Annotated in this window: 22 protein-coding genes; 16 read left to right on the top strand and 6 right to left on the bottom strand. The window is 36.9% G+C overall.

What is annotated here, in order from left to right:
• Nucleotides 1-350 precede the first annotated feature (350 nt).
• The 3 genes from QWY87_RS03965 (at nucleotide 351) to QWY87_RS03955 (ending at nucleotide 4,601) form a co-directional block, all read left to right on the top strand.
• Nucleotides 351-3,797: a thrombospondin type 3 repeat-containing protein gene (locus tag QWY87_RS03965; RefSeq protein ID WP_290288489.1), complete on the top strand. Its 3,447-nt coding sequence runs from the start codon at nucleotides 351-353 to the stop codon at nucleotides 3,795-3,797.
• A gap of 106 nt (nucleotides 3,798-3,903) precedes the next feature.
• Nucleotides 3,904-4,278 (top strand): hypothetical protein, encoded by a 375-nt coding sequence (locus QWY87_RS03960; RefSeq protein WP_290288485.1) that lies wholly within the window; start codon nucleotides 3,904-3,906, stop codon nucleotides 4,276-4,278.
• Between the two features lie 182 nt (nucleotides 4,279-4,460).
• Nucleotides 4,461-4,601 (top strand): hypothetical protein, encoded by a 141-nt coding sequence (locus QWY87_RS03955; protein WP_290288482.1) that lies wholly within the window; start codon nucleotides 4,461-4,463, stop codon nucleotides 4,599-4,601.
• 24 nt (nucleotides 4,602-4,625) lie between these two features.
• Here the strand turns inward: QWY87_RS03955 and QWY87_RS03950 are convergent, their stop codons facing one another.
• A complete protein-coding gene (locus tag QWY87_RS03950; RefSeq protein WP_290288478.1) occupies nucleotides 4,626-4,787 on the bottom strand; it encodes a hypothetical protein in 162 nt (53 codons plus the stop codon).
• 79 nt (nucleotides 4,788-4,866) lie between these two features.
• On the opposite strand from QWY87_RS03950, the gene QWY87_RS03945 reads away from it, so the two are divergent.
• Nucleotides 4,867-5,853, top strand: coding sequence for a DUF6090 family protein (locus QWY87_RS03945; RefSeq protein WP_290288475.1), 987 nt, complete (start codon nucleotides 4,867-4,869; stop codon nucleotides 5,851-5,853).
• Between the two features lie 760 nt (nucleotides 5,854-6,613).
• On the opposite strand, the gene QWY87_RS03940 is transcribed toward QWY87_RS03945, so the two are convergent.
• A complete protein-coding gene (locus QWY87_RS03940) occupies nucleotides 6,614-7,036 on the bottom strand; it encodes a hypothetical protein (protein ID WP_290288474.1) in 423 nt (140 codons plus the stop codon).
• A gap of 217 nt (nucleotides 7,037-7,253) precedes the next feature.
• Here QWY87_RS03940 and QWY87_RS03935 point away from each other — a divergent pair, with 217 nt between their 5' ends.
• From QWY87_RS03935 to QWY87_RS03925, 3 genes are all read left to right on the top strand, one after another.
• The gene (locus QWY87_RS03935; protein WP_290288471.1) at nucleotides 7,254-7,595 is read left to right on the top strand and encodes a hypothetical protein; all 342 of its coding nucleotides are present in this window, start codon (nucleotides 7,254-7,256) and stop codon (nucleotides 7,593-7,595) included.
• A 174-nt stretch (nucleotides 7,596-7,769) separates the two neighbouring features.
• Complete coding sequence (locus QWY87_RS03930; protein ID WP_290288468.1) at nucleotides 7,770-8,198, top strand: hypothetical protein; 429 nt, start codon at nucleotides 7,770-7,772, stop codon at nucleotides 8,196-8,198.
• A gap of 313 nt (nucleotides 8,199-8,511) precedes the next feature.
• Nucleotides 8,512-9,243, top strand: a complete 732-nt coding sequence (locus QWY87_RS03925; protein ID WP_290288465.1) for an oxygen-binding di-iron domain-containing protein — start codon at nucleotides 8,512-8,514, stop codon at nucleotides 9,241-9,243.
• 229 nt (nucleotides 9,244-9,472) lie between these two features.
• On the opposite strand, the gene QWY87_RS03920 is transcribed toward QWY87_RS03925, so the two are convergent.
• Complete coding sequence (locus tag QWY87_RS03920) at nucleotides 9,473-10,549, bottom strand: LacI family DNA-binding transcriptional regulator (protein ID WP_290288463.1); 1,077 nt, start codon at nucleotides 10,547-10,549, stop codon at nucleotides 9,473-9,475.
• 233 nt (nucleotides 10,550-10,782) lie between these two features.
• On the opposite strand from QWY87_RS03920, the gene QWY87_RS03915 reads away from it, so the two are divergent.
• The 9 genes from QWY87_RS03915 to QWY87_RS03875 all read left to right on the top strand — a co-directional run bounded on the left by QWY87_RS03915 (nucleotide 10,783) and on the right by QWY87_RS03875 (nucleotide 20,994).
• The gene (locus QWY87_RS03915) at nucleotides 10,783-11,610 is read left to right on the top strand and encodes an SDR family oxidoreductase (protein WP_290288461.1); all 828 of its coding nucleotides are present in this window, start codon (nucleotides 10,783-10,785) and stop codon (nucleotides 11,608-11,610) included.
• A gap of 15 nt (nucleotides 11,611-11,625) precedes the next feature.
• Nucleotides 11,626-12,816 (top strand): mannonate dehydratase, encoded by a 1,191-nt coding sequence (gene uxuA, locus QWY87_RS03910; protein ID WP_290288459.1) that lies wholly within the window; start codon nucleotides 11,626-11,628, stop codon nucleotides 12,814-12,816.
• The gene (uxaC, locus tag QWY87_RS03905) at nucleotides 12,816-14,231 is read left to right on the top strand and encodes a glucuronate isomerase (protein ID WP_290288454.1); all 1,416 of its coding nucleotides are present in this window, start codon (nucleotides 12,816-12,818) and stop codon (nucleotides 14,229-14,231) included. Before uxuA ends, uxaC begins: the two co-directional genes overlap by 1 nt.
• A complete protein-coding gene (locus tag QWY87_RS03900; RefSeq protein ID WP_290288451.1) occupies nucleotides 14,228-15,202 on the top strand; it encodes a TRAP transporter substrate-binding protein in 975 nt (324 codons plus the stop codon). The genes uxaC and QWY87_RS03900 overlap by 4 nt, the downstream gene beginning before the upstream one ends.
• A gap of 2 nt (nucleotides 15,203-15,204) precedes the next feature.
• Nucleotides 15,205-15,699 carry a TRAP transporter small permease gene (locus QWY87_RS03895; RefSeq protein ID WP_290288449.1) on the top strand — a complete coding sequence of 165 codons (495 nt, stop codon included), beginning with the start codon at nucleotides 15,205-15,207 and terminating at the stop codon, nucleotides 15,697-15,699.
• Nucleotides 15,699-17,003, top strand: coding sequence for a TRAP transporter large permease (locus QWY87_RS03890; RefSeq protein ID WP_290288762.1), 1,305 nt, complete (start codon nucleotides 15,699-15,701; stop codon nucleotides 17,001-17,003). The genes QWY87_RS03895 and QWY87_RS03890 overlap by 1 nt, the downstream gene beginning before the upstream one ends.
• A 62-nt stretch (nucleotides 17,004-17,065) precedes the next feature.
• Nucleotides 17,066-18,448 (top strand): 3-keto-disaccharide hydrolase, encoded by a 1,383-nt coding sequence (locus QWY87_RS03885; protein ID WP_290288444.1) that lies wholly within the window; start codon nucleotides 17,066-17,068, stop codon nucleotides 18,446-18,448.
• 7 nt (nucleotides 18,449-18,455) lie between these two features.
• Complete coding sequence (locus QWY87_RS03880) at nucleotides 18,456-19,799, top strand: Gfo/Idh/MocA family protein (protein ID WP_290288440.1); 1,344 nt, start codon at nucleotides 18,456-18,458, stop codon at nucleotides 19,797-19,799.
• A gap of 10 nt (nucleotides 19,800-19,809) precedes the next feature.
• Complete coding sequence (locus tag QWY87_RS03875) at nucleotides 19,810-20,994, top strand: Gfo/Idh/MocA family protein (RefSeq protein ID WP_290288435.1); 1,185 nt, start codon at nucleotides 19,810-19,812, stop codon at nucleotides 20,992-20,994.
• Between the two features lie 55 nt (nucleotides 20,995-21,049).
• Here QWY87_RS03875 and QWY87_RS03870 read toward each other — a convergent pair whose 3' ends face one another.
• From QWY87_RS03870 to QWY87_RS03860, 3 genes are all read right to left on the bottom strand, one after another.
• The gene (locus tag QWY87_RS03870) at nucleotides 21,050-21,997 is read right to left on the bottom strand and encodes an alpha/beta fold hydrolase (protein ID WP_290288432.1); all 948 of its coding nucleotides are present in this window, start codon (nucleotides 21,995-21,997) and stop codon (nucleotides 21,050-21,052) included.
• Between the two features lie 53 nt (nucleotides 21,998-22,050).
• The gene (locus tag QWY87_RS03865; RefSeq protein WP_290288431.1) at nucleotides 22,051-23,343 is read right to left on the bottom strand and encodes a S28 family serine protease; all 1,293 of its coding nucleotides are present in this window, start codon (nucleotides 23,341-23,343) and stop codon (nucleotides 22,051-22,053) included.
• Between the two features lie 391 nt (nucleotides 23,344-23,734).
• Nucleotides 23,735-25,888, bottom strand: coding sequence for a DUF5916 domain-containing protein (locus tag QWY87_RS03860; protein WP_290288429.1), 2,154 nt, complete (start codon nucleotides 25,886-25,888; stop codon nucleotides 23,735-23,737).
• Nucleotides 25,889-25,941 lie beyond the last annotated feature (53 nt).

The raw sequence follows: 25,941 nt of genomic DNA, 5'->3' as shown, positions 1-25,941 counted from the left end.
TTCTTGGATTTCAGGAGTTGAAGCATCATACAGATTTTGCAATTTAAGGCCCTATCATTCGGCACTTTTTACATTGAAAATAGATTTAGGTAGTAGATGTCCACTTCCGAATTATCGTGGGTAAAAGCTTGATTAGCAGAACCACCATTAAGGATTGTATCAAGATGAAGAAAAAAAATTAAAATAGAGAGAATAAATTAAACATAATATGGATGAATACATCAAAATTGAGTGATTCTCTATTCGATTTTTTTTGGTAAATTTATAATATGCTAAATTAATTTTCAACATTACTAGTCAAGAAAAATCAGTTTTTTTATTGACAGATTTGTTTTAGAAAATCAATTGTTATGATAAAATTGACACCCTCAAGAATAAAAACAATTCTTGCATTATTCATTTTGTTCTTGCCATTTATTATGGTAGGTCAAGTATCTATCGAGACAATTCCATTAGATAAAGAATTAGTAGCCAGAGATTTGACTACTAATCTTGGAGAGGTGGTAATTGGAGGATTTGTTGATAAATCAGGCTCAAGTTCCAATTACGATGCAATAGAGGTCGCAATTTTTAAGAATGATGATGTAAATCAAATTAGTTCAGAAGTTCAAGCTCTGGATTATGACGGGGGCAACACGGCTTCATTTAGTATTAAAATCTATATCAAGGCTGAGCTTACAAATTATTCCTTCAAGGTATATGGGAAAGTCGGCAATGTAAGAACGGCAATACCGCTACCTGAAGGAACTGGAAATGAAGTAGTAGCTGGAGATGTTTATATCATTCAAGGGCAATCTAATGCGGTTGCATTTATGCAGAATCCTCCTAACGAAAGTGCAAATGCAAACCAGAATAATTTTATTAGAACTTTTGCAAGCGCAATTGGTGGTGATGGATTACTAAGGCAAATGATTTGGAATCAAGCACTTGGAGATGGCTCACCTACTGGAAATGAAGGGGAATGGATACCAGGTTTTGTTGGACAGTGGGGCTTGAAATTGGGGAAAATGATATTAGATGCAGAACAAGTTCCAATTGCCATTTTTAATGGAGCCAGAGCAGCTAGACCTATTAATTTTTTTTTAAAAAATGCCCCTGAAGACCAGCCAATTACCAAAAATAATTACAACCGTTTATTAATACGTTTGAATGAAACCGGACTGAAAAATAATGTTCGGGCCTTGTTTTGGTCTCAAGGAGAAGCGGATTGGGCGCAATCTACTGATGAATATTATAATGCTTTTCTAAGTTTAAAGGCAGATTGGCAAGAAGATTACCCCAGTATAAAAGAATATTATATTTTTCAATCTAAAAGTGCATGTGGTACCTCAAGTTTGATGGAAATCAAGGAAGCACAACGAAGACTGGCTGTAAACGATACAAAGGTTCATATCATGCAAACTGCTGCATTAATTTATAGCCCACCCAATGGAAATATTGATTGTCATTTTGGATTTACAGGAGGATATGAAGAATTTGCGAAAAGAATTTACAAACTTGTCAAAAGAGATTTTTATAATGGATTAAATGAGTCAGACATAGAAACGCCAATGATCACGAATAGCTATTTGTTAGACGATAAAACACTAATATTAGAAACAGATGCCTCTGGCTTGGTAATGAATAATCCAGTCGAAAATTTTAAAATAGAAAATGCTGGCTCCTCTACTATAACTGATATTCAAGTTTCAGGAAATAATATTGTCATTAAGCTCTCTGACTATCCAGGACCCAATGCATCTATCAGTCATTTGGGGTTTTCAAAATCCATAGTTAATAGTGGTAATTATATCACTAATACAAAAAATCTCGAATTGGTTAGTTTTAATAAGTTTCCCATAGAAGATGCTCCTTTGGCGATCGATACCGACAATGATGGTGTGAACGACGATAATGATATCTGCCCTGATACTCCAGCGGGAGAGACTGTTAATTCAAACGGTTGTTCAGATAGTCAACTAGATGACGACAATGATGGAGTGATGAATAATGTTGATCAATGTGCAAATACTCCAAATGGCGAATCAGTGAATTCGAATGGATGCAGCACATCACAATTAGATACAGATAATGATGGAGTCAATGATAATATTGACACCTGTCCTAATACTCCTGCTGACCAAACAGTTAATTCAAGTGGTTGTTCAGATAGTCAACTAGATGACGACAATGATGGCGTTATGAATAATGTTGATCAATGTGCAAATACTCCAAATGGCGAATCAGTGAATTCAAGTGGATGCAGCACATCACAATTGGATAGCGATATTGATGGAGTGAATGATAATAATGACTTGTGTCAGAACACTCCTAGCGGTGAAATTGTTAATGCTAATGGTTGTTCAGATAGTCAACTAGATGACGACAATGATGGCATGATGAATAATGTTGATCAATGTGCAAATACTCCAAATGGCGAATCAGTGAATTCAAGTGGATGCAGCACATCACAATTGGATAGCGATATTGATGGAGTGAATGATAATAATGACTTGTGTCAGAACACTCCTAGTGGTGAAATTGTTAATGCTAATGGTTGTTCAGATAGTCAACTAGATGACGACAATGATGGTGTGATGAATAATGTTGATCAATGTGCAAATACTCCAAATGGCGAATCAGTGAATTCTAATGGGTGTAGCAGCTCACAATTAGATTCAGATAATGATGCAGTCAATGATAATATTGATACTTGCCCTAATACTCCTACTGGTGAAACTGTTAATTCAAATGGTTGTTCAGATAGTCAGCTAGATGACGACAATGATGGCGTGATGAATAATGTTGATCAATGTGCAAATACTCCAAATGGCGAATCAGTGAATTCTAATGGGTGCAGCACATCACAATTAGATACAGATAATGATGGAGTTAATGATAATATTGATACTTGCCCTAATACTCCTACTGGTGAAAATGTTAACGCTAATGGTTGTTCAGATAGTCAACTAGATGACGACAATGATGGCGTGATGAATAATGTTGATCAATGTGCAAATACTCCAAATGGCGAATCGGTGAATTCTAATGGGTGCAGCATATCACAATTAGATACAGATAATGATGGAGTCAATGATAATATTGACACCTGTCCTAATACTCCTGCTGGTGAAACTGTTAATGCTAATGGTTGTTCAGATAGTCAACTAGATGACGACAATGATGGCGTGATGAATAATGTTGATCAATGTGCAAATACTCCAAATGGCGAATCAGTGAATTCTAATGGGTGCAGCACATCACAATTAGATACAGATAATGATGGAGTCAATGATAATATTGATACTTGCCCTAATACTCCTACTGGTGAAAATGTTAACGCTAATGGTTGTTCAGATAGTCAGCTAGATGACGACAATGATGGCGTGATGAATAATGTTGATCAATGTGCAAATACTCCTAATGGTAATTCTGTAGATGGCAATGGTTGTTCCGATTCTCAATTGGATGACGACAATGACGGCGTGATGAATGATACGGATCAGTGCCCTGGAACCTTAGCAAATACTGCAGTTAACCCAGAAGGTTGCTCTGAATCACAAACTTTAGGTATTGAGGATCAGAAATTGGACAAGTCAATTAAATTCTATCCAAACCCCGTTTCAAATAGTTTGTCTATTCAATCAGAAAGCATTCTAATAGAAAAGGTTGAAATATACTCTTACTTAGGAATAAAGATTATTGAAATTGATTCAGGTTTTGAACAGGTTCAAACTGATAATTTAACAAAAGGAATGTACATTATAAAAATATATTCAGAAAAAGGATCGGTTGTTAGAAGGTTAATTAAAAAATAAAAATCCAAGATTTCGCCATAACGGAATATGAGGTTTTCTTGAATCTTAATCTTTTAATCAATAACTTTATTCTATTCCCAAAATTTAATAATTCAAAATTTGAATTATGAAAAAAAAGTCAAAATTTGCCGGAGAACCCGCTTGGGTATTTTCTATTTCAACCGCGATAATTTCCTTTTTTCTTATTTTCATTTTTGCACATTTAATGATAGATGGATTTGGGTTTGGCGGTGAAATGGGTTCATATATTGCGTACAGCCTATACGGTGTTTTCGTAATTACGGCTAGCTTCTTGATATCTATACATTATCCCAAAAGCTTTTTATATACTGTACTTATTTGTAACGCGGCTGGAATATTTCCAATTACCGGTGAACAAAGTTTTTGGACATCTTATTTATGGATTATTTTTATTGGCATCTGGACATTATCCATAATCGGTGGATTTATTGGCATGGCCATTGGCAAAAAGAAAAAATGATGGTCATATCCGATCTGAATCATCATCCTTTTCATCCCACCACTCCCACACATTAGCACATAACCTCTTAAAGTTCTCATGTTTTACATACCCTATTTAGAGTAAGTTATTCATTCCGTGATATTTGTCATAATTTGTTTTGTTGAAGAAGAATAACTTTATCCTCTTAAAATCTTATTATCATGATAACATCAGTTCCAAAGAATGAATCAACTAATGACAAATCGACTAAAATTGTAAAATTACTAGAAGGTGAAAAATTTCTTTACATCTTAATGGTTTTAATTTCTGTATCAACAACCTTAGTAATTTTATTCGGTTAGCGTCAATCATTTAATATCTTCCGATTAAATTAGTAATTCACAACCCCAATGATTCGTTTCATTCGGGTTTTTCTTTTGCCCACCATTACCAAACATTAGCCCGTATTTCTTCTTAATGTTCTTCCTCTGGTAAATATTTAGGTGCTTTCGAAAGTTATTTACCATCATTGGTCCTTTAAGATTCATTTGCCAATAGTATTAAGCCTATATTGAGACTTCAACAACTGAACTTATGATTCCTTTCTTCAGAAAAATCCGTAAAAAAATGGCAGATGATAACAAACCTTTAAAGTATGCTAGATATGCTATAGGAGAAATTGTACTGGTGGTTATTGGGATACTCATTGCATTGCAGATTAATAATTGGAATGAGGGGAAGAAGAATGAGGAGAAATTGAACAATATATTTATTGAAATTCAAGAGGATCTTTCAAAAGATATATTAAGATTGGATGAAATATTGATATGGTATAAAGAAAAGGATTCAATAATTTATTTAGTGGTCAATGACAGACTGACAATAGAGGATTATTCAAAAAATAAACATTTATCTTATTTAACCTATAACAATGAACCATTTGATATTCATGCCAATGGTTTCAACAAATTGATGAACAACATAGATTATATTAAGCCTTCACATAAAGCTGTAGTCGATAAGTTAAAGAATTTATATATCGAGAAAAAAAACAATATTGAAAAGTTTAATGAAGTACTTGAAAATGAAGTTTTAAAAAATATAAGAGAATTAGGAGAAAATAAAAAATGGGCTTATAAAACAAGACAAGGGTTGACAGCAGAAATGAAGGAGTATTACGTAAACGACCCATTTTATAAAAATAGTGTTGGCTTTTTTGAGACGCTTTTGTTTAATTTTAAATATTTAGAGTATAAAAGTGATGCAAGTGTTATATATGCTGATTTATCTAAAATTACAGGAAGAAAAATGGAACTGCCAGATCATATATTGAATTCAATTCATGATACTGACACATTAAAAAAGTACGTTGGCATTTATAAACAATTAAATTCAGAACCGCCATATTATGGGAATGTTACAACTGATAAGTATAATATTTATATTGACGAAGAGCAAACGTTCAATGTTTTTCAGATTGCCAGAGATACGTTTGGTATTGATCAAGCTCCCAATGCATATATTATTTTCAAAAGAGACCACAATAAAAAAATTATGGGTTACAAATTCGTAAGCCATGATGAATTAATCTTGGAATTTGAAAAAATAGAATAAGTGGGTCGTAATGCCTTTAGCCCGAGTGAATCATCATTCGGGTTTTTCATTCCACCACTCCCAAAAATTTTAATACACCAATTTCCTTATTTCTTGAATTGAAGCCTCATAAAGATCTGCTAATTCTTGAATCCTTCGACGATACGTTTCAGAACGCAGGTTTTTTTCTTTTAGATGCAATATTATAACCAGAAATCAGTTTAGTTTGATGCTATGATTAAGAAGCTGTTTTATCAGCTGATATAAAAAAGGATGCGCTTCAAAACGTATCCTTTTTTTTATGACCACAAATGAACATTATCCAGCATCCATTCCATTATTTCTGGATTTAAGCATCATTCGGGTTTATTCATTCCACCACTCTAACACCTTAACACAAACCTTATGAGATCAGGACATCAGATGTCGCATGATTATCATTGAAGTGGCATTAACTTTATATAAGTTAAATAAACACACAATGAAAACAAAAATTAGAATATTCGGAACATTTATCTTATTCACCCTAATAACTTTCACACTTATCTTTTTGAGAACTTTCGGGTAAAACTTTTTACACAATCTATTCAAGAACAACTACAATTTCCCATATTTACTCCCTTTGAGATTCATTCTTGAAGGGTTTTTTGATTTCCACCACTCCCAATCATAAGCACGCATATCTCCATACCCTCAACAGGGTAAATTGCTTATTTCCTGAGACTAACTATTACTGAAAATCGTTAATAGCATATTCTTATATAATCTATTATTTTAAAATTTATATGAATAAGAATGGTACAATAAAAAGTAAACCAATTAAAAGATTGGATATATAATACCAGGTGTTGTATGATGGCACATCGATGATTTTTGATATTTCCTTATGACCCGCTACTTCAATAGTCATTGTTGTGTCTAATTTGGCAATCATAGTATTAACATCTGAAGCGTAATTAATGTTATAAATCCCAGGAGGAAGATGGTCAATTGTGACTGATTTAATAAATTTTTTATTGACTATAAGACTGTCGTTAATTGTGATAAAAGTTCTGTTGGTTGGTTTAATGGGTTTTAGAAATATTTGAGCGCCTCCATTTGAATCAGTGGTGTATGGTATGACCAATTGACGTCCACAAGAACTGCATATCAATAAGGTAATGAGCAAAATACTGAAATGAAAATATTTATTTCTTTTATTCATTTTTAATTGAATCTCCTTATCGATAAATTTCCATGATTCTGATTTTAACTGCAATGAGTTCGGTCAGGGGATTGATTGACTTGAATCATCATTCGGGTTTTTCATTCCACTACCCAATACAATATCCTAATCCTTAGAAATTTGTATTCTAACTACATGATTTTAATCAGTATAGTTGAAGTATAATTTTTTTAGATTTGACAAAGGATTATCAAAAATGAAAAAAATAGTTATACCCTTGTTTATGATATTCGGTATGATATCATATTCACAAAAGAACTACACATCATTTGAACATATGGTAGTGACACCATCGTTTGAACAGGAAGCACATATAGAAGATTGTTATTTCACCGTAAAAGATTCGGTAGTTATACAAACTAATAAAACACGGGATTCCATTATACACTCATATATTATCGGTATTCCGGAAAAAGAAGGTGAAATAGAAACCACGTTAAAATTACGTAAATATTCAAATAATACATTTGATATCGAGTTAAACGAATATTATACAGAAACAAGGAAATCAAGTAAAGTTTTATATTATATCGAATAATAAAACCCTATCTAACTGAGAACCCCGTTTGAATCATCATTCGGGGTTTTCTTTTGACCTCAACTCTCATAAATTAGTACGTATTTCTTCTTGAAGCCTGCCTGATACGACAAGTGAAGTCGTCTACATATCAAATACAGAAGTATAAATTTGTGGAAACTTAAAAGAGATAAGATGAAAAATTTCAAGTATTTACTAATTTTAATTGTTGCCTTTTCGGTAACGCTAGCATCATGTAGCGACGACGATGACTACCACGACTACCATTTAGAATATATAGGTACTAAAAGCGCTGAAGTTCCAGATGAATTTATTTACGGGCAGACCTATCGAATTAATGTTACCATAGAGTTACCAAATAGTTGTTATTTTTTCTATAATCAATACGATTACTTCTATGAAGGAACTTCAAGGCTTATTTACCCTATTGCACATGTAGATGATGGTGTTCCGTGTACTTTAAATATTACAGAAACTACATTCTCAATTCCAGTACAAGTGCTGCAGAAAGAACCTTATATATTTAAATTTTATCAAGGGGAAGATGATGATGGGCAAGATATGTTCTTAACTATTGAAGTCCCTGTTGTTGAAAATATATAACATGGAAAATTTAGAATTTGATACATAAAAATAATAAAACAATTTCCCATATTTACCCCCTTTGAGATTCATTCTTGAAGGGGTTTTTTACTCCCCCACTCTACAAATAAGCACTTATTTCTCATTGCATTTATACCACTCGGTAAATATTTAAGCACTTTCGGAAATAATATAATACTGTTCGTCCTATACCATTTTTCTGATGATGGTATTCATACTATATTTAGTATTCAATGACTAAAACTATGGTCCTCTTCCAAATAGAAATCCGTAAAAAGAAATAATTTTCATCCACTAAGAAAAACTTACTATTATGGTTAATGTATCAGAAATTGCCCCAGATGTTTACCGAATTTCAATATTTGTTCCAGATTTTAATCTGCAATTCAATCACTTTTTAATTAAGGATGATGAACCAATGTTATACCATGCAGGTATGAAACAAATGTTTCCAGTTTTGCTCGAAGCAGTTAGTAAAATAATTTCTCCATCAAAACTCATGTGGATCGGATTTAGTCATTTTGAAGTAGATGAGTGCGGAGCGCTTAATGAATGGCTGCAAGTAGCGCCTAATGCTACAGCAGTTTGCAGCGAAGTAGGCGCTATGGTAAATATGGGAGATTTTGCAATTAGGCCGGCACATGCAATGGCAGATAATACTGTTTTAAATACAGGAAAACATAACTATCGTTTTATCAAAACGCCGCATTTACCTCACGGTTGGGATGCCGGGGTAATGTTTGAAGAAACCAATGGAACCTTGCTTTGTTCTGATTTATTTCATCAAAACGGACCTGCCGACGACATTACTGATAAAGACATTTTGGGTTCGCATAAAAGTTCATTGCTTGATTATGAAAAGGGGCCTTTAATGGAATATGCGCCCTATACTACCCGAACACCCAAATTACTTTACTCCTTGGCAGACCTTAAACCGAAAACGCTTGCAACGATGCACGGATCTTCTTTTAACGGAGACTGCAGCAAGGCCCTTAGAGACCTCAATATCGTAATGAAAGACCTTTGGGGCGGTGAACCTAATTAAAAACAATTTGTAGTCCTTTTTTATCGGACGCGAAGGGTTCACTTCCGAAGGCTTCGGAGGTGAAGGGTTCACCTCCGAGGTGATCGCAAGTGAGGTGATCGGAGGTGAGGTGATGGGAAACTACCCCCTCACTCCGTTTTATCCATGATATAATAGCCTTTTGATCTAATGATCTAATCATCCAATGCCTTAGTAATCCAGTGACCTTATAACTTCCTGATCTTCTGACTTAATTATCATTATGCTGAAATTCTCTCTCGTTTCGCTCGTTATATCTGGCATTTTCTTTGGTAAGAATATCGATCGGTGAATATATTTTATCAGCGGGTTTTTTGTGCTTCACTAAAAAGTCGGTCATTAATCGAATAGATTCATAACCTTGTTCAAACGGCTTTTGAGAAATTAAAAATGAAACGCTGTCATTTTCCAAACACTGGATGTTTTGCTCCGTATTATCAAAGCCTATAAGTTGGCATTTCTTGAGAGAGCTGTCTTTAATGGCTTCAACAATTGTCGATATCCTACTTGATGGCACGAATATGCCTTTGATGGAATCATGTTGCTCCAAAAAGGAATTAATTTTTTCTTTGGTATAGGCCGCATCATTAAGGTTGTCAATACTTAATGTCATGCACTCATTTTTAATCTTGTTCTTTTTAAAATAGTCATTAAACCCTTCGATTCTTTTTGATATCGCATAGTAATTATTCACGTTTAGCCTTGATTGGACAATTAGAGAAGAAGTCTGATCGCCTAAACTCAGATGCATTAACTTTCCTGCCACATAACCACCCATATAAGAATCCTGGCCAATAAATGAAATATTATCAAAGCCTTCCAAATCAATATTAAAAAACAGATATGGAATTTCCAGTTTTTCCAATCGGTCAACAATCTGCTTCGTTTCTTTAGCAAAAGTGGGAACAATCACAACGGCCGATGGCTTCGCATCCATTAAGGCTTCAAATTGATTTAGATATGAATCAGAATCAAACTGATCGAAAAAATAATTAATGACCGTTACGCCGTAATTTTTAACCTCAGCGCTGGCTTCCAAAATTCCTAAATAAGGAGATTTCCAGAATAAATTATCCCTATCATAATTAGGCATCAAGGTTAAAAGATTGAATTTATTCTTCATTGCAAGGGCTCTTGCAACGGGGTTTACTTTAAAGTTATGCTTTTTAAGAATCTTCTTGACGCGCTCCTCAGTCTTTTTAGAAACACCTCCCCTATCATGAAGCACCCTATCCACCGTTCCTTCTGAAACATTAGCCTCCTTAGCAATACTTTTGATAGTGATCATATATCCTTAGACTTATTTGTGCTTTTATTTATTCTCAAAATGTAAGTAAACAAGAACTGATTCTTAAAAAGTAACATTTTAAGCAAGCAATTTATGGAAAATATTTAATTTTTCGTGTGCGTACACGAATATTTTACTACATTTGGATTATACCTGTTTTTTATTGCATTATTTTTACTTGTACGAGCAGGAAAATCAAATAAAAAATATGGAACACCTTGAATAATAAAACTATGAGCAAAGTAATCGTTTTAACAGGTGCCGGCGGTGTCTTGTGCAGCACCTTGGCAAAAGCTCTTGCAGCGGAAGGCCATAAAATTGCCATTTTTGATTTAAGAATTGAGGCTGCAAATAAGGTTGCGTCAGAAATTAATGCTAGTGGTGGCACGGCTATCGCTGTTGCTGCCAATGTCTTGGAAAAGGATTCTTTAATCCAGGCCAAGAAAGAAGTGAATGAACGCTTAGGTTCTTGCGATATATTAATCAATGGCGCAGGCGGCAATCATCCTTTAGGGACTACATCAAACCCTCATTTACAAGAAGAGGATCTCTTAAATACCGAAGAAGGCTTTAAAACCTTTTTCGACCTTGACCCGGGTGGAATCAAATTTGTATTTGACCTGAACTTTATTGGCACCTTGCTTCCCACACAGGTTTTTGCCAAAGATATGGTTGGTAAAGAAGGCTGTAGTATTCTAAACATTTCGTCAATGAATGCTTTTACACCTTTGACTAAAATACCGGCTTACAGCGGTGCGAAAGCTGCGGTTTCGAATTTTACACAATGGTTGGCCGTGCATTTTTCAAAAGTAGGAATTCGTGTAAATGCTTTAGCCCCAGGTTTCTTTTTAACCGACCAAAACAGAACGCTTTTAACTACTGAAGATGGTAAATTAACGCCACGAGGTAATACAATCATTGAACAAACACCTATGGGTAAATTCGGTGAGCCCGAAGATTTAATTGGTACAACTTTATGGTTATGTGGCGAAGGTGCTTCATTTGTAACAGGGGTTGTCATCCCAATTGATGGTGGATTTAGTGCATTTAGTGGCGTATAAAATAAACAGAATAGCATGAGTATCAGTCTAGAAAATACATGGAGATGGTATGGTCCGAATGACCCCGTTTCTCTTTCAGATATCAAACAAGCCGGTGCAACCGGAATCGTTTCTGCCTTGCATCACATTCCTAATGGTGAAGTTTGGCCTGTCGAAGAAATAAAAAAGCGCAAAGAAACGATTGAAAACGCAGGCCTGACATGGTCAGTGGTTGAAAGCGTTCCTATTCATGAGGATATCAAAACACAAGCTGGTGATTTCAACAGCTATATCAATCATTACAAACAAACTATTTCGAATTTAGGCCATTGCGGGATTGACACGATCTGTTATAATTTTATGCCCGTGCTAGACTGGACCCGTACAAGTTTGAATTATGAGGTAGCAGATGGCTCCAGAGCCTTGCGTTTTGATGCGACAGCATTCACGGTATTTGAAGTCTTTCTATTGCAAAGACCAGGCGCTGCTGAAAGCTATACGAAGCAGCAAATTGAGAGCGCTACAACAATGCACAAAGCCATGAGCGAAGACGACAAGAAATTGTTGATCAAAAATATCATTGCCGGACTACCTGGGGCAGAAGAAGGTTATACACTTGAAGAATTCAATACCATTCTAGCAACCTACAATGCTATCGGTACAAAAGAATTAAAGGAACACCTATTCTATTTTTTAGAACAAATTATTCCAGTTGCTGAGAAAGCAGGTGTTTTAATGTGTATCCATCCTGACGATCCACCATTCCCTATCTTAGGGCTACCGAGAGTAGTGAGCACTGAAAAAGACATTGAAGAATTATACAAAGCCGTTGACAGCCCTAATAATGGCTTGACATTCTGTACAGGCTCATTTGGAGTCAGAGCTGATAATGACTTGCCTGGCATGGTTGAACGATTAGGACATAGAATTCATTTTATCCATTTGAGAAGTACCCAAAGGGATGATTTCGGCAACTTTTATGAGGCAAATCATTTAGAAGGTAACGTCGATATGTTTGGCGTGATGAAAGCCTTGATCATAGAACAAAGAAAACGACTAGCTTCAGGAAGAACAGACCTGAGAATGCCGATGAGACCTGATCACGGGCATCAAATGTTAGATGACCTGCATAAAAAAACCAACCCCGGCTATTCAGGAATTGGAAGACTCAGGGGTTTAGCAGAATTAAGAGGATTGGAATTCGGAATCGCCAGAAGTTTAAAATAATGAGCCAGATAAATTCAAATACATTCATTACCGATAATTTTCTACTCTATTCAAAGGAGGCGGAAACTTTGTATCACCAGTATGCAAAAGACATGCCTATCATTGACTATCACAACCATTTATCGGCAAAGCAGATAGCAGAAAACAAAGCCATTGGTAATATTACAGACGCCTGGTTAAGTGGAGATCATTACAAATGGCGCGGCATGAGAGCCAATGGTATTGATGAACAATTCATTACCGGAAAGGCAACAAAAAAAGAAAAATTTGACAAGTGGGCGGAGACCGTTCCGTATACTTTAAGAAACCCCTTGTTTCATTGGACGCAATTAGAGTTAAAAAGGTATTTTGATATCGACACCATTCTTCAATCGTCAACCTCAGAAGAAGTTTATAAAAAAGCGAATCAAGTTTTGGCTACAAAAACGCCTGCTGATCTTTTAAAAGACATGAACGTTGAGGTGGTTTGTACTACAGATGATCCGATAGATAATCTTGAATACCATCAACAAATAGCAAAACAAAACATTTTCACGAAGTTATACCCTACTTTTAGACCAGACGCTTTGATTTCAGTTGAAAGTGATACTTTCTTGAATTACTTAAAAAAAATGGAGACTTGTGTTGGATCTTCCATTGAAAACATAGATGATTTATTAAATGCTATTCAAAGCAGGGTTGATTACTTTGACAACAATGGGTGTCGCCTATCAGATTATGGCCTGGAGCGTATTTATGCGGATGATTTCACCTTAGAAGAAGCCGATATCGTTTTAAAAAGACGTCTAGGCGGTGAGAATATCACAACAGAAGAAGCGAGTTTATACGCTTCATGCATTTTATATAATTTATGTAAAATGTATCACGCTAAAGGTTGGGTACAGCAATTTCATTTAGGAGCCTTAAGAAACAATAATAGCCGTTTGCTCAAGCAAATTGGAGCAGATTCTGGTTGTGATTCAATTGGAGATTTTGGTCATGGAGCAGCGATGTCAAAATTCTTTGACAGACTTGATGCTGAAGAATGTCTTAGTAAAACCATTACCTATAATTTGAATCCATCTCAGAATGAAGTTTTTGCAACGATGATGGGAAATTATAGCGAAGGTGGCATACCCGGGAAAATGCAATGGGGCTCTGCCTGGTGGTTTTTAGACCAAAAAGACGGCATGGAAAAACAACTGGAGACCCTATCAAATGTAGGCTTGTTAAGCAGGTTTGTTGGCATGTTAACAGATAGCCGCAGCTTTTTGTCCTTTCCCAGACATGAGTATTTTAGAAGAATCTTATGCAATATGATGGCTGAAGATATAAATAGTGGGCTGGTCCCAAATGATATTCCTTTTATCGGAAAAATGATCCAGGATATATGTTACAATAATGCGCTGGCGTATTTTGATTTTAAACAGACATGAAGTATAATTTAATTACCATATTCTGCTTGATTTTTGCCTTGGCATCCTGTAAAAAGGAGTCAAGTACCAAAGTGTTGAATTTGGCACATAATTTACCCCAAACCCATCCTGTTCATTTAGGAATATTAGAATTCCAAAAGGCTTTGGAAAATAATTCAAAGGGCGCTTTAAAAGTTAAAATTTTTCCTGACGGACAATTGGGTTCGGAGAGAGAGGTTTTGGAATTATTGCAAATCGGGAGTGTGGCCGCAACGAAGGTAAGTGCTGCAACCCTATCGAATTTTGTACCCGAATATAACATTTTAGGGATTCCGTATTTGTTTAGAGAAAAGCAGCATCTTTTCGATGTTTTAGAAGGAGCAATTGGTAAATCCATCCTGGAGAAAGGAAGTAAATTCTGGTTGCGTGGACTTTGTTATTACGATGCAGGCAGCAGAAGTTTTTATACCAGTGAAAAAGCTATTAGAACACCTGATGATCTGAAAGGGCTTAAAATCAGGGTGATGAATAACCAAATGGCTATTAATATGGTAAATTCTATGGGCGGTTCAGCAACGCCTCTATCTTATAGTGAATTGTATACTGCAATGCAACAAGGTGTTGTAGACGGTGCAGAAAATAACCCGCCATCTTTTGTGTCGTCCAATCATTATGAAATAAGTAAATACTATACTTTAGATCAGCATTCCTTTGTGCCGGATGTTCTTTTAATCGGAACCAAATATTGGGATAAATTATCTGAGGAAGAAAAAATATGGGTGCAGGATGCGGCAGACGCTTCTGCTCAGGCCCAAAAGAAATTTTGGAATGAGTCAGTAGATGAATCGATGAGAATTGCAAAAGAAGCAGGCGTAGAAATCATTATTCCGGATAAAGCTTTATTTAGTGAAAAATCAAAATCTGTAGTACAAGATTTTGTCATAAAATATCCAGAAATGGCTCCCATTGTGAATCAAATTAAAAATCAATAATCATGAAAACCTCTGAGCTTATTTTTAATAAAGTAAATCGATTTCTTGAGTTCTTATTGATATCAATATTTGCTCTTTTAGTTTTGGATGTGCTGTTTCAAGTCTTCTCACGATATATATTGGGTGGCTCATTTTCATGGACAGAAGAATTCGCAAGGTTTTCATTGATTTGGCTAACCATTTTAGGTGCCGCTTACTTAAACGGGAAAAGGGAACACCTTTCAATGGATTTTTTATATCAAAAATTCTCTGAACCCAATAAAAGAAAAGCATCGATATTAATTGAAGTGCTTATTTTTCTTTTTGCGCTGTTTGTGATGGTAATTGGTGGCTTTAATCTGGTCTATACCACCTTGCATTTAGAACAATTATCAGGAACGCTCCGAATACCACTAGGCTATGTGTACGCCATAATGCCTTTTAGCGGTTTGCTCATCATGTGCTATTCGATCTACCATATTTCAAGTATATACTCAAGTAAAATCTATAATGTATGATGAGTATAGAAGTCTTAAGTATCATCGTTTTGTTTGTGAGTTTCTTTACGCTTTTATTACTAAAAGTACCGGTTGCTTACAGTATCGGAATTGCCACTACCTTAAGTTTATTGCTGAATATTGATAAAATGCCTGGTTTAACTACTATTGCCCAGCGCATGACAACTGGAATAGATAGTTTCGCTTTACTGGCCATTCCATTCTTTATTCTGGCAGGTGAGATCATGAAACGAGGAGGCATTGCCAATCGATTAATAAATTTTGCCAAATCTCTGGTAGCCAGCCTTCCTGGTGGATTGGCCTATGTCAACGTGCTGGCATCCATGCTTTTTGGTGCTATTTCAGGCTCTGCCCTGGCAGCCGCTTCTGCCATTGGATCTATTATGACTGACCGTATGGAAGAAGAAGGATACCCGCGAACTTTCAGCGCCTCTGTAAACATCACCTCCTCTACAACAGGCTTGTTGATTCCACCGAGCAATATTCTCATCATATATGCTTTGGCTAGTGGTGGAACTGCGTCTGTAGCAGCGCTATTTATTGCTGGTTATCTACCGGGAATCTTATTAGGGCTTGCCATCATGGGCTATATCGCTTTTATTGCCATTAGCAGGGGTTATGCCAAAGGAAGAAGGGCCACTTTCTTTGAAATATGGACTTATTTTCGAAAGGCATTTTTTAGTTTATTATTACTGGTCATTGTGGTTGGCGGTATCGTTGCAGGAATTTTTACTGCTACAGAAGCCTCCGTAATTGCCGTTTTATATTCAGCTGTATTATCCTTGATCTATGGCGACATGAAAACCAAAGACTTTCCTGAAGTCTTGTTATCAAGCGCCAAAACAACCGCCGTAGTGATGTTCTTAATATGTACGTCTATGGCCATGTCATGGTTGTTTTCTTTTGAAGGAATTCCAGAAATGATCAGCACATTTTTACTGGAGCAGCTCAATAATAAGTTTGCCATCTTTTTAGCCATTAATATTATTTTACTCATTGTTGGAACTTTTATGGATATGACGCCGGCTGTATTAATCTTTACACCGATTTTTTTACCTGTGGTGACAACACTAGGTATGGATCCGGTGCACTTTGGAATCATTATCGTACTCAATCTTTGTATTGGAATTTGTACCCCACCGGTAGGAACCTTGCTCTTTGTAGGAAGTGGCGTTGCTAAAGTTTCAGTAACGCAGGTCATCAAACCTCTGTTGCCATTTTTGGCCATCATGGTAATCGTATTAATGCTGATAAGTTATATACCAGAAATATCAATGTTTTTACCAAGATTATTTAATTTATAAAAAATGGATTTGTGTCAATGAAAACTAGAAAATAAGACTAATAATTATCAATTATATATAAAATGAAAGCATATAAAAATATCATTCTATCATCGTTCGTTCTCACCATACTTCTAAGTTTTGCGGCCTGTACCCAAGCCAAGAAAGACAATACACCGTGGATAAAACTATTTGACGAAAACTCATTGGATGGATGGTCAATTACAGGCGGGAATGCCACGTATAGCATCGCTGATGGGGTCATTACAGGAACCTCAACCCTAAACACACCCAACACTTTTTTAATCTCTGATAAAATGTATGGAGATTTTATTTTGGAACTAGACTACAAAGTAGATTCTAAATTAAACTCAGGAATTCAAATCAGAAGCCACAGTATTCCTTCCTATCGCGATGGCATTGTACATGGCTACCAGGTTGAAATAGACCCGTCAGATAGAGCCTGGAGTGCCGGTATTTATGATGAAAAAAGAAGAAAATGGCTGCATACCTTATCAAATAACCCAGCCGCTCAAAAAGCATTTAAACAAAACGACTGGAACAATTATAGAATTGAAGCCATTGGAGATACGATCAAAACTTGGATCAACGGCGTGCCCGCTGCTTATTTGATCGATGATATGGATTCAAGCGGATTCTTTGGTTTTCAAGTACATGACATTGGCGATGACAAAGAAAAAGAAGGGACTCAAGTGATCTGGAAGGATATTAAAATTATTACAGAAAATGTACAACAGTACAGTCAAAAAATAAACTTAGATCCGGTTATTACACAAAACAATTTGTTCGGTAAAGAAGCTGAAGAAGGATGGACATTACTTTGGGATGGCAAAACAACAGCTGGTTGGAAAGGTGCTAAATTAGAAACTTTCCCGACATCTGGATGGGAAATAAATGATGGTGTACTTTCTGTTTTAGCATCAGGTGGCGGTGAATCTGAAGCAGGAGGAGACATTGTAACGACTGACTTGTATAGCGATTTTGAATTGAAACTTGATTTTAAAATTACCGAAGTGGCCAACAGTGGTATCAAGTATTATGTCGATACTGAAATCAATAAAGGTGCCGGTTCTTCTATCGGCTTAGAGTTTCAAATTTTAGATGATGAAAAACATCCAGATGCCAAATTAGGAAACCATGAAGGCAGCAGAACAGTAGGCTCACTATATGACTTAATTCAGGCAGATCCTGCAAAAGTTGTAAACCCTATCGGAGAATGGAATCAAGCCAGAATTGTTTCAAAGAATAACCATGTTGAGCATTGGTTAAATGGCAGAAAAGTACTGGAATATGAGCGCAAAAGCCCTGAATATTTGCAACTTGTAAAAGAAAGTAAATATGAAAAATGGCCAAACTTTGGAGAAGCAGACCAGGGAAGAATACTATTACAAGATCATGGAGATTTTGTATCCTTTAGAAATATTAAGATCCGTTCATTAAAATAAACATATCATGAGTAAAGACAGAAGAGATTTTATTAAAAAAGCAGCCTTAGGAACTGTAGGCGTTGCGCTGGGAAGCACAGTCAATGCCATGTCAGCCAAAAGCTATTCAAATATCATTGGTGCCAATGAACGTATCAATATTGCCATTCAAGGCTTGGGAAGGCGTTATCCAGCCTATAAAGCACCCATCATCAACAAGGATAATAATGTGAAGTTGTTGTACTTATGTGATGTAATGAAAAGTCAACGCGATAAGGCAGCTGCCGATTTCGGTAAAGATGTAAACTATAAAATTGCTCTAGAAAATGACATTCGCATCATCTTAAACGATAAAGACGTAGACGCCGTTTTTATGGCAACACCTGATCATTGGCATACACCAGGAGCTATTATGGCTATGCAGGCCGGGAAACACGTTTATTTGGAAAAACCTTGTTCGCATAACATGCATGAAAACCAAATGATAATGGCTGCCCAGGAGCAATACAAGAAAGTGGTTCAAATGGGAAATCAGCAGAGATCGTCTGTTGAAACAACAGAAATTATCAAAGAAATTCAAAACGGAATAATAGGGAAAACCTATAAGGCCACTGCTTTTTATATCAATTCGAGAGGCGAAGTGCCTATGCCAGTTGCAGCTGCCTCACCAGAAGGTTTGGATTGGGATCTTTTTCAAGGACCATCCCCCAGAAAACCATATATGCATGATACTTGGGATTATAACTGGCATTGGTATGGCTGGGACTTTGGAACAGCTGAAATGGGCAATAATGCCACTCATGAATTAGACGTGGCGCGCTGGGCATTGGGTGTTGAATTACCTGAGCATGTAGATGTCAGGTCAGGAAAAAACCAATACCTCAATGATGGCTGGGATATGTATGATTCGATGGAAGCACGCTTCACATTTGCTGACAAGCAGGTTATCGAATGGGATGGTCAAAGCAGAAATGGTTACAATAAATATGGGAAAGGACGCGGAACCATAATCTATGGCTCTGAAGGATCTGTCATGGTTGATCGTGGAGGCTATGAAATCTTTAATCTAAAAGGAGAATCAATAAAAAACAGTCAATCAAGCGGCTCAGAAGGAGGCGTTGCTCTTGGCGGCGGCGGCGACCTGACCACCAGACACAGCGTTAACTTTTTTGAGACCATTCGAGGTAAAGAAACCTTGACTTCTCCTATCCAACAGGGCGCAACAAGTCAGGCCATGACCCATTATGCCAATATCGCTTCAAGAATCGGGAAGCCTTTTGATATTAATGCTAAGACGGGTCACATTTTTGATAGAGAGGGAATGAATTTATGGTCACGTACCTACGAATCAGGTTGGGAGCCAAAATTGTAATTAGATACTTATGCAAAGAAGAGGATTTATTGTAAAAAGTGGCTTGTTGTCTACAGGCTTATTAGCCGGAACATCTGGTTTGATGGCTGCATCTACTGCCTTTGGAGCCAATGACAAGATCAATATAGGTGTTATCGGAACAGGTTCAAGAGGCGGCGGAATGATTCCATTTTTAAACCAAATTGACGGCCTTGACATCACAGCCTGTTGTGATGTATTGCCATTTAGACTGGCAGAAGGGGTCGCAAAATCTGAAAAACAAGTTGATGCCTATACCGAATACCAAAAATTACTCGACAATAAAGACATCGATGCGGTTTTAATCGCAACGCCTTTTAATACCCATTCAAAAATTGCCATCGATGCCTTAGACGCCGGCAAGCATGTTTATTGTGAAAAAACCATGGCCAAAGGGCTTTCCGGAATTGAGGCATTGGTTCAAAAAGCTTCTACAAGTGACATGATATTTCAAACAGGTCATCAATACCATAGTTCAAGGTTGTATGCTCATGTAGTTGATCTGATAAAAGATGGAGAAATAGGGAAAGTTATTTCTTTTGAATGTCAATGGAACCGAAATGGTGATTGGAGACGCACAGTGCCAGACCCTGCTTTAGAACGCGCTATCAACTGGAGAATGTACAGAGAATACTCAGGTGGCTTAGCGGCAGAATTAAGTTCTCATCAAATAGATTTTGTCAATTGGGTGTTAGGAGAAAATCCAAATAAAATTATGGGAACAGGAGGCGTAAATTACTGGAAAGACGGCAGAGAAACCTATGATAATATCCATTTGATTTACGAATATCCCAGCGGCGTAAAAGCCACATTTAGATGTCTTACCTCAAATGCCTTGGGCGATTATCAGATAAAAGTATATGGTGATCAAGGCACTATTTTATTAGACTATGACAAGGCCTGGATTTATTACGAAAAAGGAACTTCAAAAGAATTAGCTAATGTTGATGGTGTTTCGGGGGCCACAGCCTATCCTCAAATGCAAGGTAAAGGAAGTGCTATTAAAGTATCGCATATTGACCCTAGCAAACAGGCTTTAGTCGATTTTCGAGATAATATCTTAAACAACAAGATGCCTATTTCAAATGTGCACACTGGCGCCAATGCCGCCAAAGCGGTTCAACTGTCTTTGGATGCCATGGATACCAATAAGGTTGTATACTGGGATCAGGCTTAATTAAAGCCCTTGTTTAATTATGATCAAGGGCTAAATATGCCTACTGATGAGATTCCTAATCTTTTAAGAATGATCGCAATGCTTTTAAACTTTCCATCGGGCTTTCCTCCATGGGGATATGCCCTGAGTTCTTAATGATTACCAGCGTATCATTGGGTAAATCTTCGTGAAAAAGATTGGCTTTTTCAATAGGAATCAATAAATCTTCGGCGCCCCAAAGTACAAGCGTAGGCTGTTGAATGTTCTTGATCTTAAGATGTGCATTTACTTTATCATAAAAAGATAATCTGTCAACAAAAGCCTGACGATTTCCTTCTCTTAAGCTAAGCTCGAAGTATCTGTCAACGATTATGTCTGTTACTTTGCTTTTGTCAGCATACACATTTTTAACGCTGGATTCAACAATAAATCGGGGTGAAATGTAGGTAAACATATTGTTTAAAACAGGAATTCGGGCAATTTTAAAAGCAATGGGAATACTCTTCGAACTTGCCGGGTAACCCGCTGCATCGATTAAGATCAGCTTATCCACCATATCAGGGTATTGCAATGTAAAGTTCCAGGCTATATTTCCGCCTAAAGAATTTCCTGCCAGCCTGCATTTTTTTATCCCTAAGGAGGCTAAAAAATTCTTTATAAAAATAACATAATTATCAATTGAATAATTCCTGTCCGGAAACGGACCCGTTAGTCCGTAAGCCGGAAGATCCATTCGTATTACCCTGTAATCCTCCTTTAAATTGGCAGCCCAATCATCAAAAGTGTGCAAACTTGAACCGGTTCCATGAATCAATACAATTGGTATTGAATCTGTCTTATTTCCCTCATCACGAAAATGCACGTCCATACCATCCAAAGGCATAAACCTAGAGGAAACAGGAGCGTATTTTGATTTTAATTCATCGAAGGGCATATCACGATAGCCAAATAAGACACTTATCACCAATGCAATTAGTAGCAGTGATAAAATAACGCGTTTTAAAATCTTGACTAGGCCCTTCATAGTTGGCAGCTTTTTGTTTATTGGCTGAGACATTCAAGTCGTTTCCTCGAGTATTATTCAGCAATCTCCATTGAAAGCCATTTTTCCATTGCAGCTGTAAATCTTTCTTTTTCGGCTGCTGTCATATTCTTTATCCGGGCAGTACCGTGGTGCTTCCCTTCCATAAAAAACCATTCAGCATCTCCTTTTTCACTTTCAGGAACGGCAGTTGCTGACCAAGTATCCAGCGCTCCATTGATATAGATCATTCTATCAACTCCTTTTTCGAGCCAGTCATTAGCATCCTTTAAAAGTTGCCCGTCAAAGTTTATATCCATTTTGTTCGGAACAAAAGTGGCCTGAGGGTTCTCATCATTAGGCAGGGCAATCAGATGCCCTTCAAACTCTTTTGTCTCATAGCCATAATAACCCATTTCTTGAGCAGATTGGTAATAATGAGATGCATAGGTCTCAATTATCTTATCCCCGAAAAAAGAAATATCAGTAATAGACAACAGATAGGTCACCATTTCGTCAACTGAGGCGCTTTCAGCAGGAATGGCATCGCAATCTTTGCCATATTGCCAAAAAGAAAAAGGATATTCAAGCACGGTATATTCAAAAGCCTCCTCCAAAGTGTGATAGGTATAATCAACCTTTGCTCCCAGGCTGTAAAACTTGAGCAGTGGCAACACTTTTTCTCTATTTGACAAAACTTGCAATTGAAAAGATTTGATCTTTTCTCTGCATTCATCAGAACCTATTGTGTCAAGAAAGGTATAGAGACGTTGATCTTCAACTTCTCTATTGATAGGTGCCACATAAGGCACACTCACATCCACATCATCAGGATAATAATATCTGTAAAAGATGGTAGTTGCCCCTCCTTTAGAAATTCCGGTGCTTACCCATTTACCAGTGTAGATTTCTCCAAAAACTTGTCTGATATGATGCAGGTCAGCTGTAGCTTGTTTTAAATTCAGGTAATTATAATCTAATGAATCAGGCATGCTTTCACCAAAATAGCGATGTTCTACATCGATTTGATTGGCTCCAAGGAATTCAGCAAGTTCACCAATTCTATTTGCGGTTCTGCTGTATCCCTGGGTAATAATCACCGTTGGCCGGTCATCCCCTTTGTGAGACAAAAATGCTCTTTGGTAAAAAAATCCTTTTGATACATCTGAATGATCTAAGGGTTGTTTGATCTTCAGTTCATAAGAAGATTCATAATCCTTAGCGGTTTCTATTTTTGTAAAGATAACATCCGGTAATAGAAACAACTGGTCTTCAAATACTTCGGTTTGAGCAACAGCCAACTGAAAGCCGGCAGCCAAAAATAGCAGGGTAAAAAAGTAATTTTTCATAGTGATTAGATTTGGTCAAATTGATACCCTATAAATATAACAATTCACTCATGATAATCTGTTGATATACAGACTTTCTTTTACTTTTTAGGCAAACCTCTTTTATGTGACCAAATTGTAAACACCTAAATATTAGCGTTTTAACCTAATGGTTAAAATTGTATCTTTGCAAAATACAAACAAATCCAATGATAAATATTTTAGAATTAATGCTAGCGATGTTTGTAGGACTTATTCTCATTATTTCACTTCCATTTTTCTTGATGAGCAAGACAATCGATGTGGTTGACGAAAAAGGCTTGAAAGTTTTGAGTAAATAATTACTAAGGCATAACTAAGAAAAACCCGGGTGATCATCATCCGGGTTTTTTTATTGTCTTTTTTAATATTCTCAAATATTAATCCAATAGGTAAACTTAACGATTAAAGCCCTTGTACCGGGTGCAAAAGGCGTTGTTTTGTAATTATCGTTATAGACCACATATAAATCTGAAAGCGGTCTAAAACGCCATTGCAAGCGTGAATTAATACTAAAATCTTCATCCTGACTATTGAACTGGATAAAGGTTGACCAAAACAGGTTTTTGGTAAAGGTAAATTCAAACTTGGGCCCAACAAACCAAATTGTTTCTGTGGGATACGGATCAGGCAGGTCAATATAATTCACACTCGACCTAAAAGAAGCCGTAAAATAAGGTTGTATTCTCAAACGAAAATCACTGGTCAAAGAATAGCGGTAGCCATTAAAAAATTGCCCCAGGTCTGTTCTGGCTGTATAAGAAAAGGCCTTTCTTCTGTCAGATTCATAGGTGAAATCAAACTTGCTGTACGTATACTCACTAAAGGCTGGTAAGGGTTCCCCTTCATCAGACCCCGTAGGGTCAAAATCTTCAAGCAGATAGGTATAGCGATGATTCAGCGCCATCTCAATACCTGTCTGGTTTCTGAATTGTATCTGGTATTCCAGATCAACCATACCATCGGTATATTTAAAATCAAGTTCAGGGCTCCACGTAGATGAAGCTCTGACTTCAATCACATGGGTATTGATCTTTGAACCTGTGGGATAAAAAATCCTTGTTGCCGTGGGGTCAACCGTCACAATATCATTACGTCTGATATAACCCAGGTCAGCCTGAAAATCATCACCCACATAAATGCTGCTCAAATTAAATTTCCAGTCTCTGGTATTGTATTCTACAAAGCCGCCTGAAGACATGTCTTTGTCGCCTGCCTCGGGTGCAAATGACTTATGCAAATAATACTTACCTGACCATTTATTGTCCTCACTCCGCAGGTTAAAATCCAGACCGATTACCCGGTTGTATTCTTCTGCTTCTTCAACAAAATCTGACATGCTAGTCACCTGCCTGTTTACAAAAACGAATCCAATGTTTGACCGGCTAAAGACTTTTTGCTGCACAGCAATCACAGTATTATTATTGGTAGGTATCTCATTGGCGGCATCCTCAGCCGTTTGTATATTCAATACGCCAATCCGTAAATTATTATTGATCTTTCCGCTCAATCTGGCCCCTGCAATGATGCTGTTCTCAATGGTGTTTTCTTCAAGGTCTTCGGCGATTCCGATTCTACGTGAAAAGAAAGGATTGGCAGCACCAAGGCTTCCAAAGTCTGAAAACAGATCCGCATTGTCAATAAAGAATTGACGCTTTTCGGGCAAAAACACCTCAAAACGAGTCAGGTTCACCACCAACTCATCCACTTCTACCTGTGAAAAATCCGGATTCACCGTCAAGTCGAGGTTTAAACTATTCCCAATAGGGATCTTGGCATCACCCCCTATCGAAAAATCGGTACTGGTTTCGCCCACATCAAAATCTCTCGAAACGTTGCCTGAAACATACGGAATCAAAGCAAATTGGGTTTTAACTTTATCCAAAGGCCTTTCAAAAATCATGTTTCCCATAAAGGCCAGACTCATCAACGATTGGTTTTGAGGGGTGTTGCCCCAGGTACTCCATTCATTTGATTGGGTGTCAAATCTGTAGGCAGTAAAGCGCCACCGTGTTTCCTGATCCCTAAATTTAAACGAGGCCAAAGGGATCTTGATTTCTGCGATATAATAACCCTTGTATTTCTTTGAAACATTTTGCCATTTTACGTCCCAGGTTGACCTGAAATCTTTTCGCTCTGCCCCACCCCCAGATATCAATGCTTCTCGTTGAACTCCTTCTGGATTGGTGCCAAACATAAAGGCATTGTTTCCGTCACGATAGGTATCGAACATCATGCTGATATTATCATTGGCTCGGGCCGAAAAATCCCTTTTTAGGGAAGGCACTACATAATCGTCTCCTTGTGAATATACCTTGATCCCTACATACAAATACTTCTTGTCAAAAAGCATTTTGATCTCGGTTTGAGCAGTACTTAAGAGTGTGTCAGTAGGAAAATATTGCCAAAAATCAGTCGCTGCATCAGTTGATTGCCAGGCCGTTTCATTCAAAGCGCCATCCAGGATGATTTCCTCTTCGACCCATTTTACATGAACCTCTTTTTGTTGTGCAAATGAAGTTTGCATTAGAAGCACCAGGCATAATAAGGAAATGCCTTTAATGACAGCGAAATTAGTTC

Origin of the sequence: Lutimonas halocynthiae (assembly GCF_030409835.1) — a bacterium.
Taxonomy (GTDB): domain Bacteria; phylum Bacteroidota; class Bacteroidia; order Flavobacteriales; family Flavobacteriaceae; genus Lutimonas; species Lutimonas halocynthiae.
Note: the sequence above shows the minus strand (reverse complement) of the source record. Positions and strands in the feature narration are given on the sequence as shown.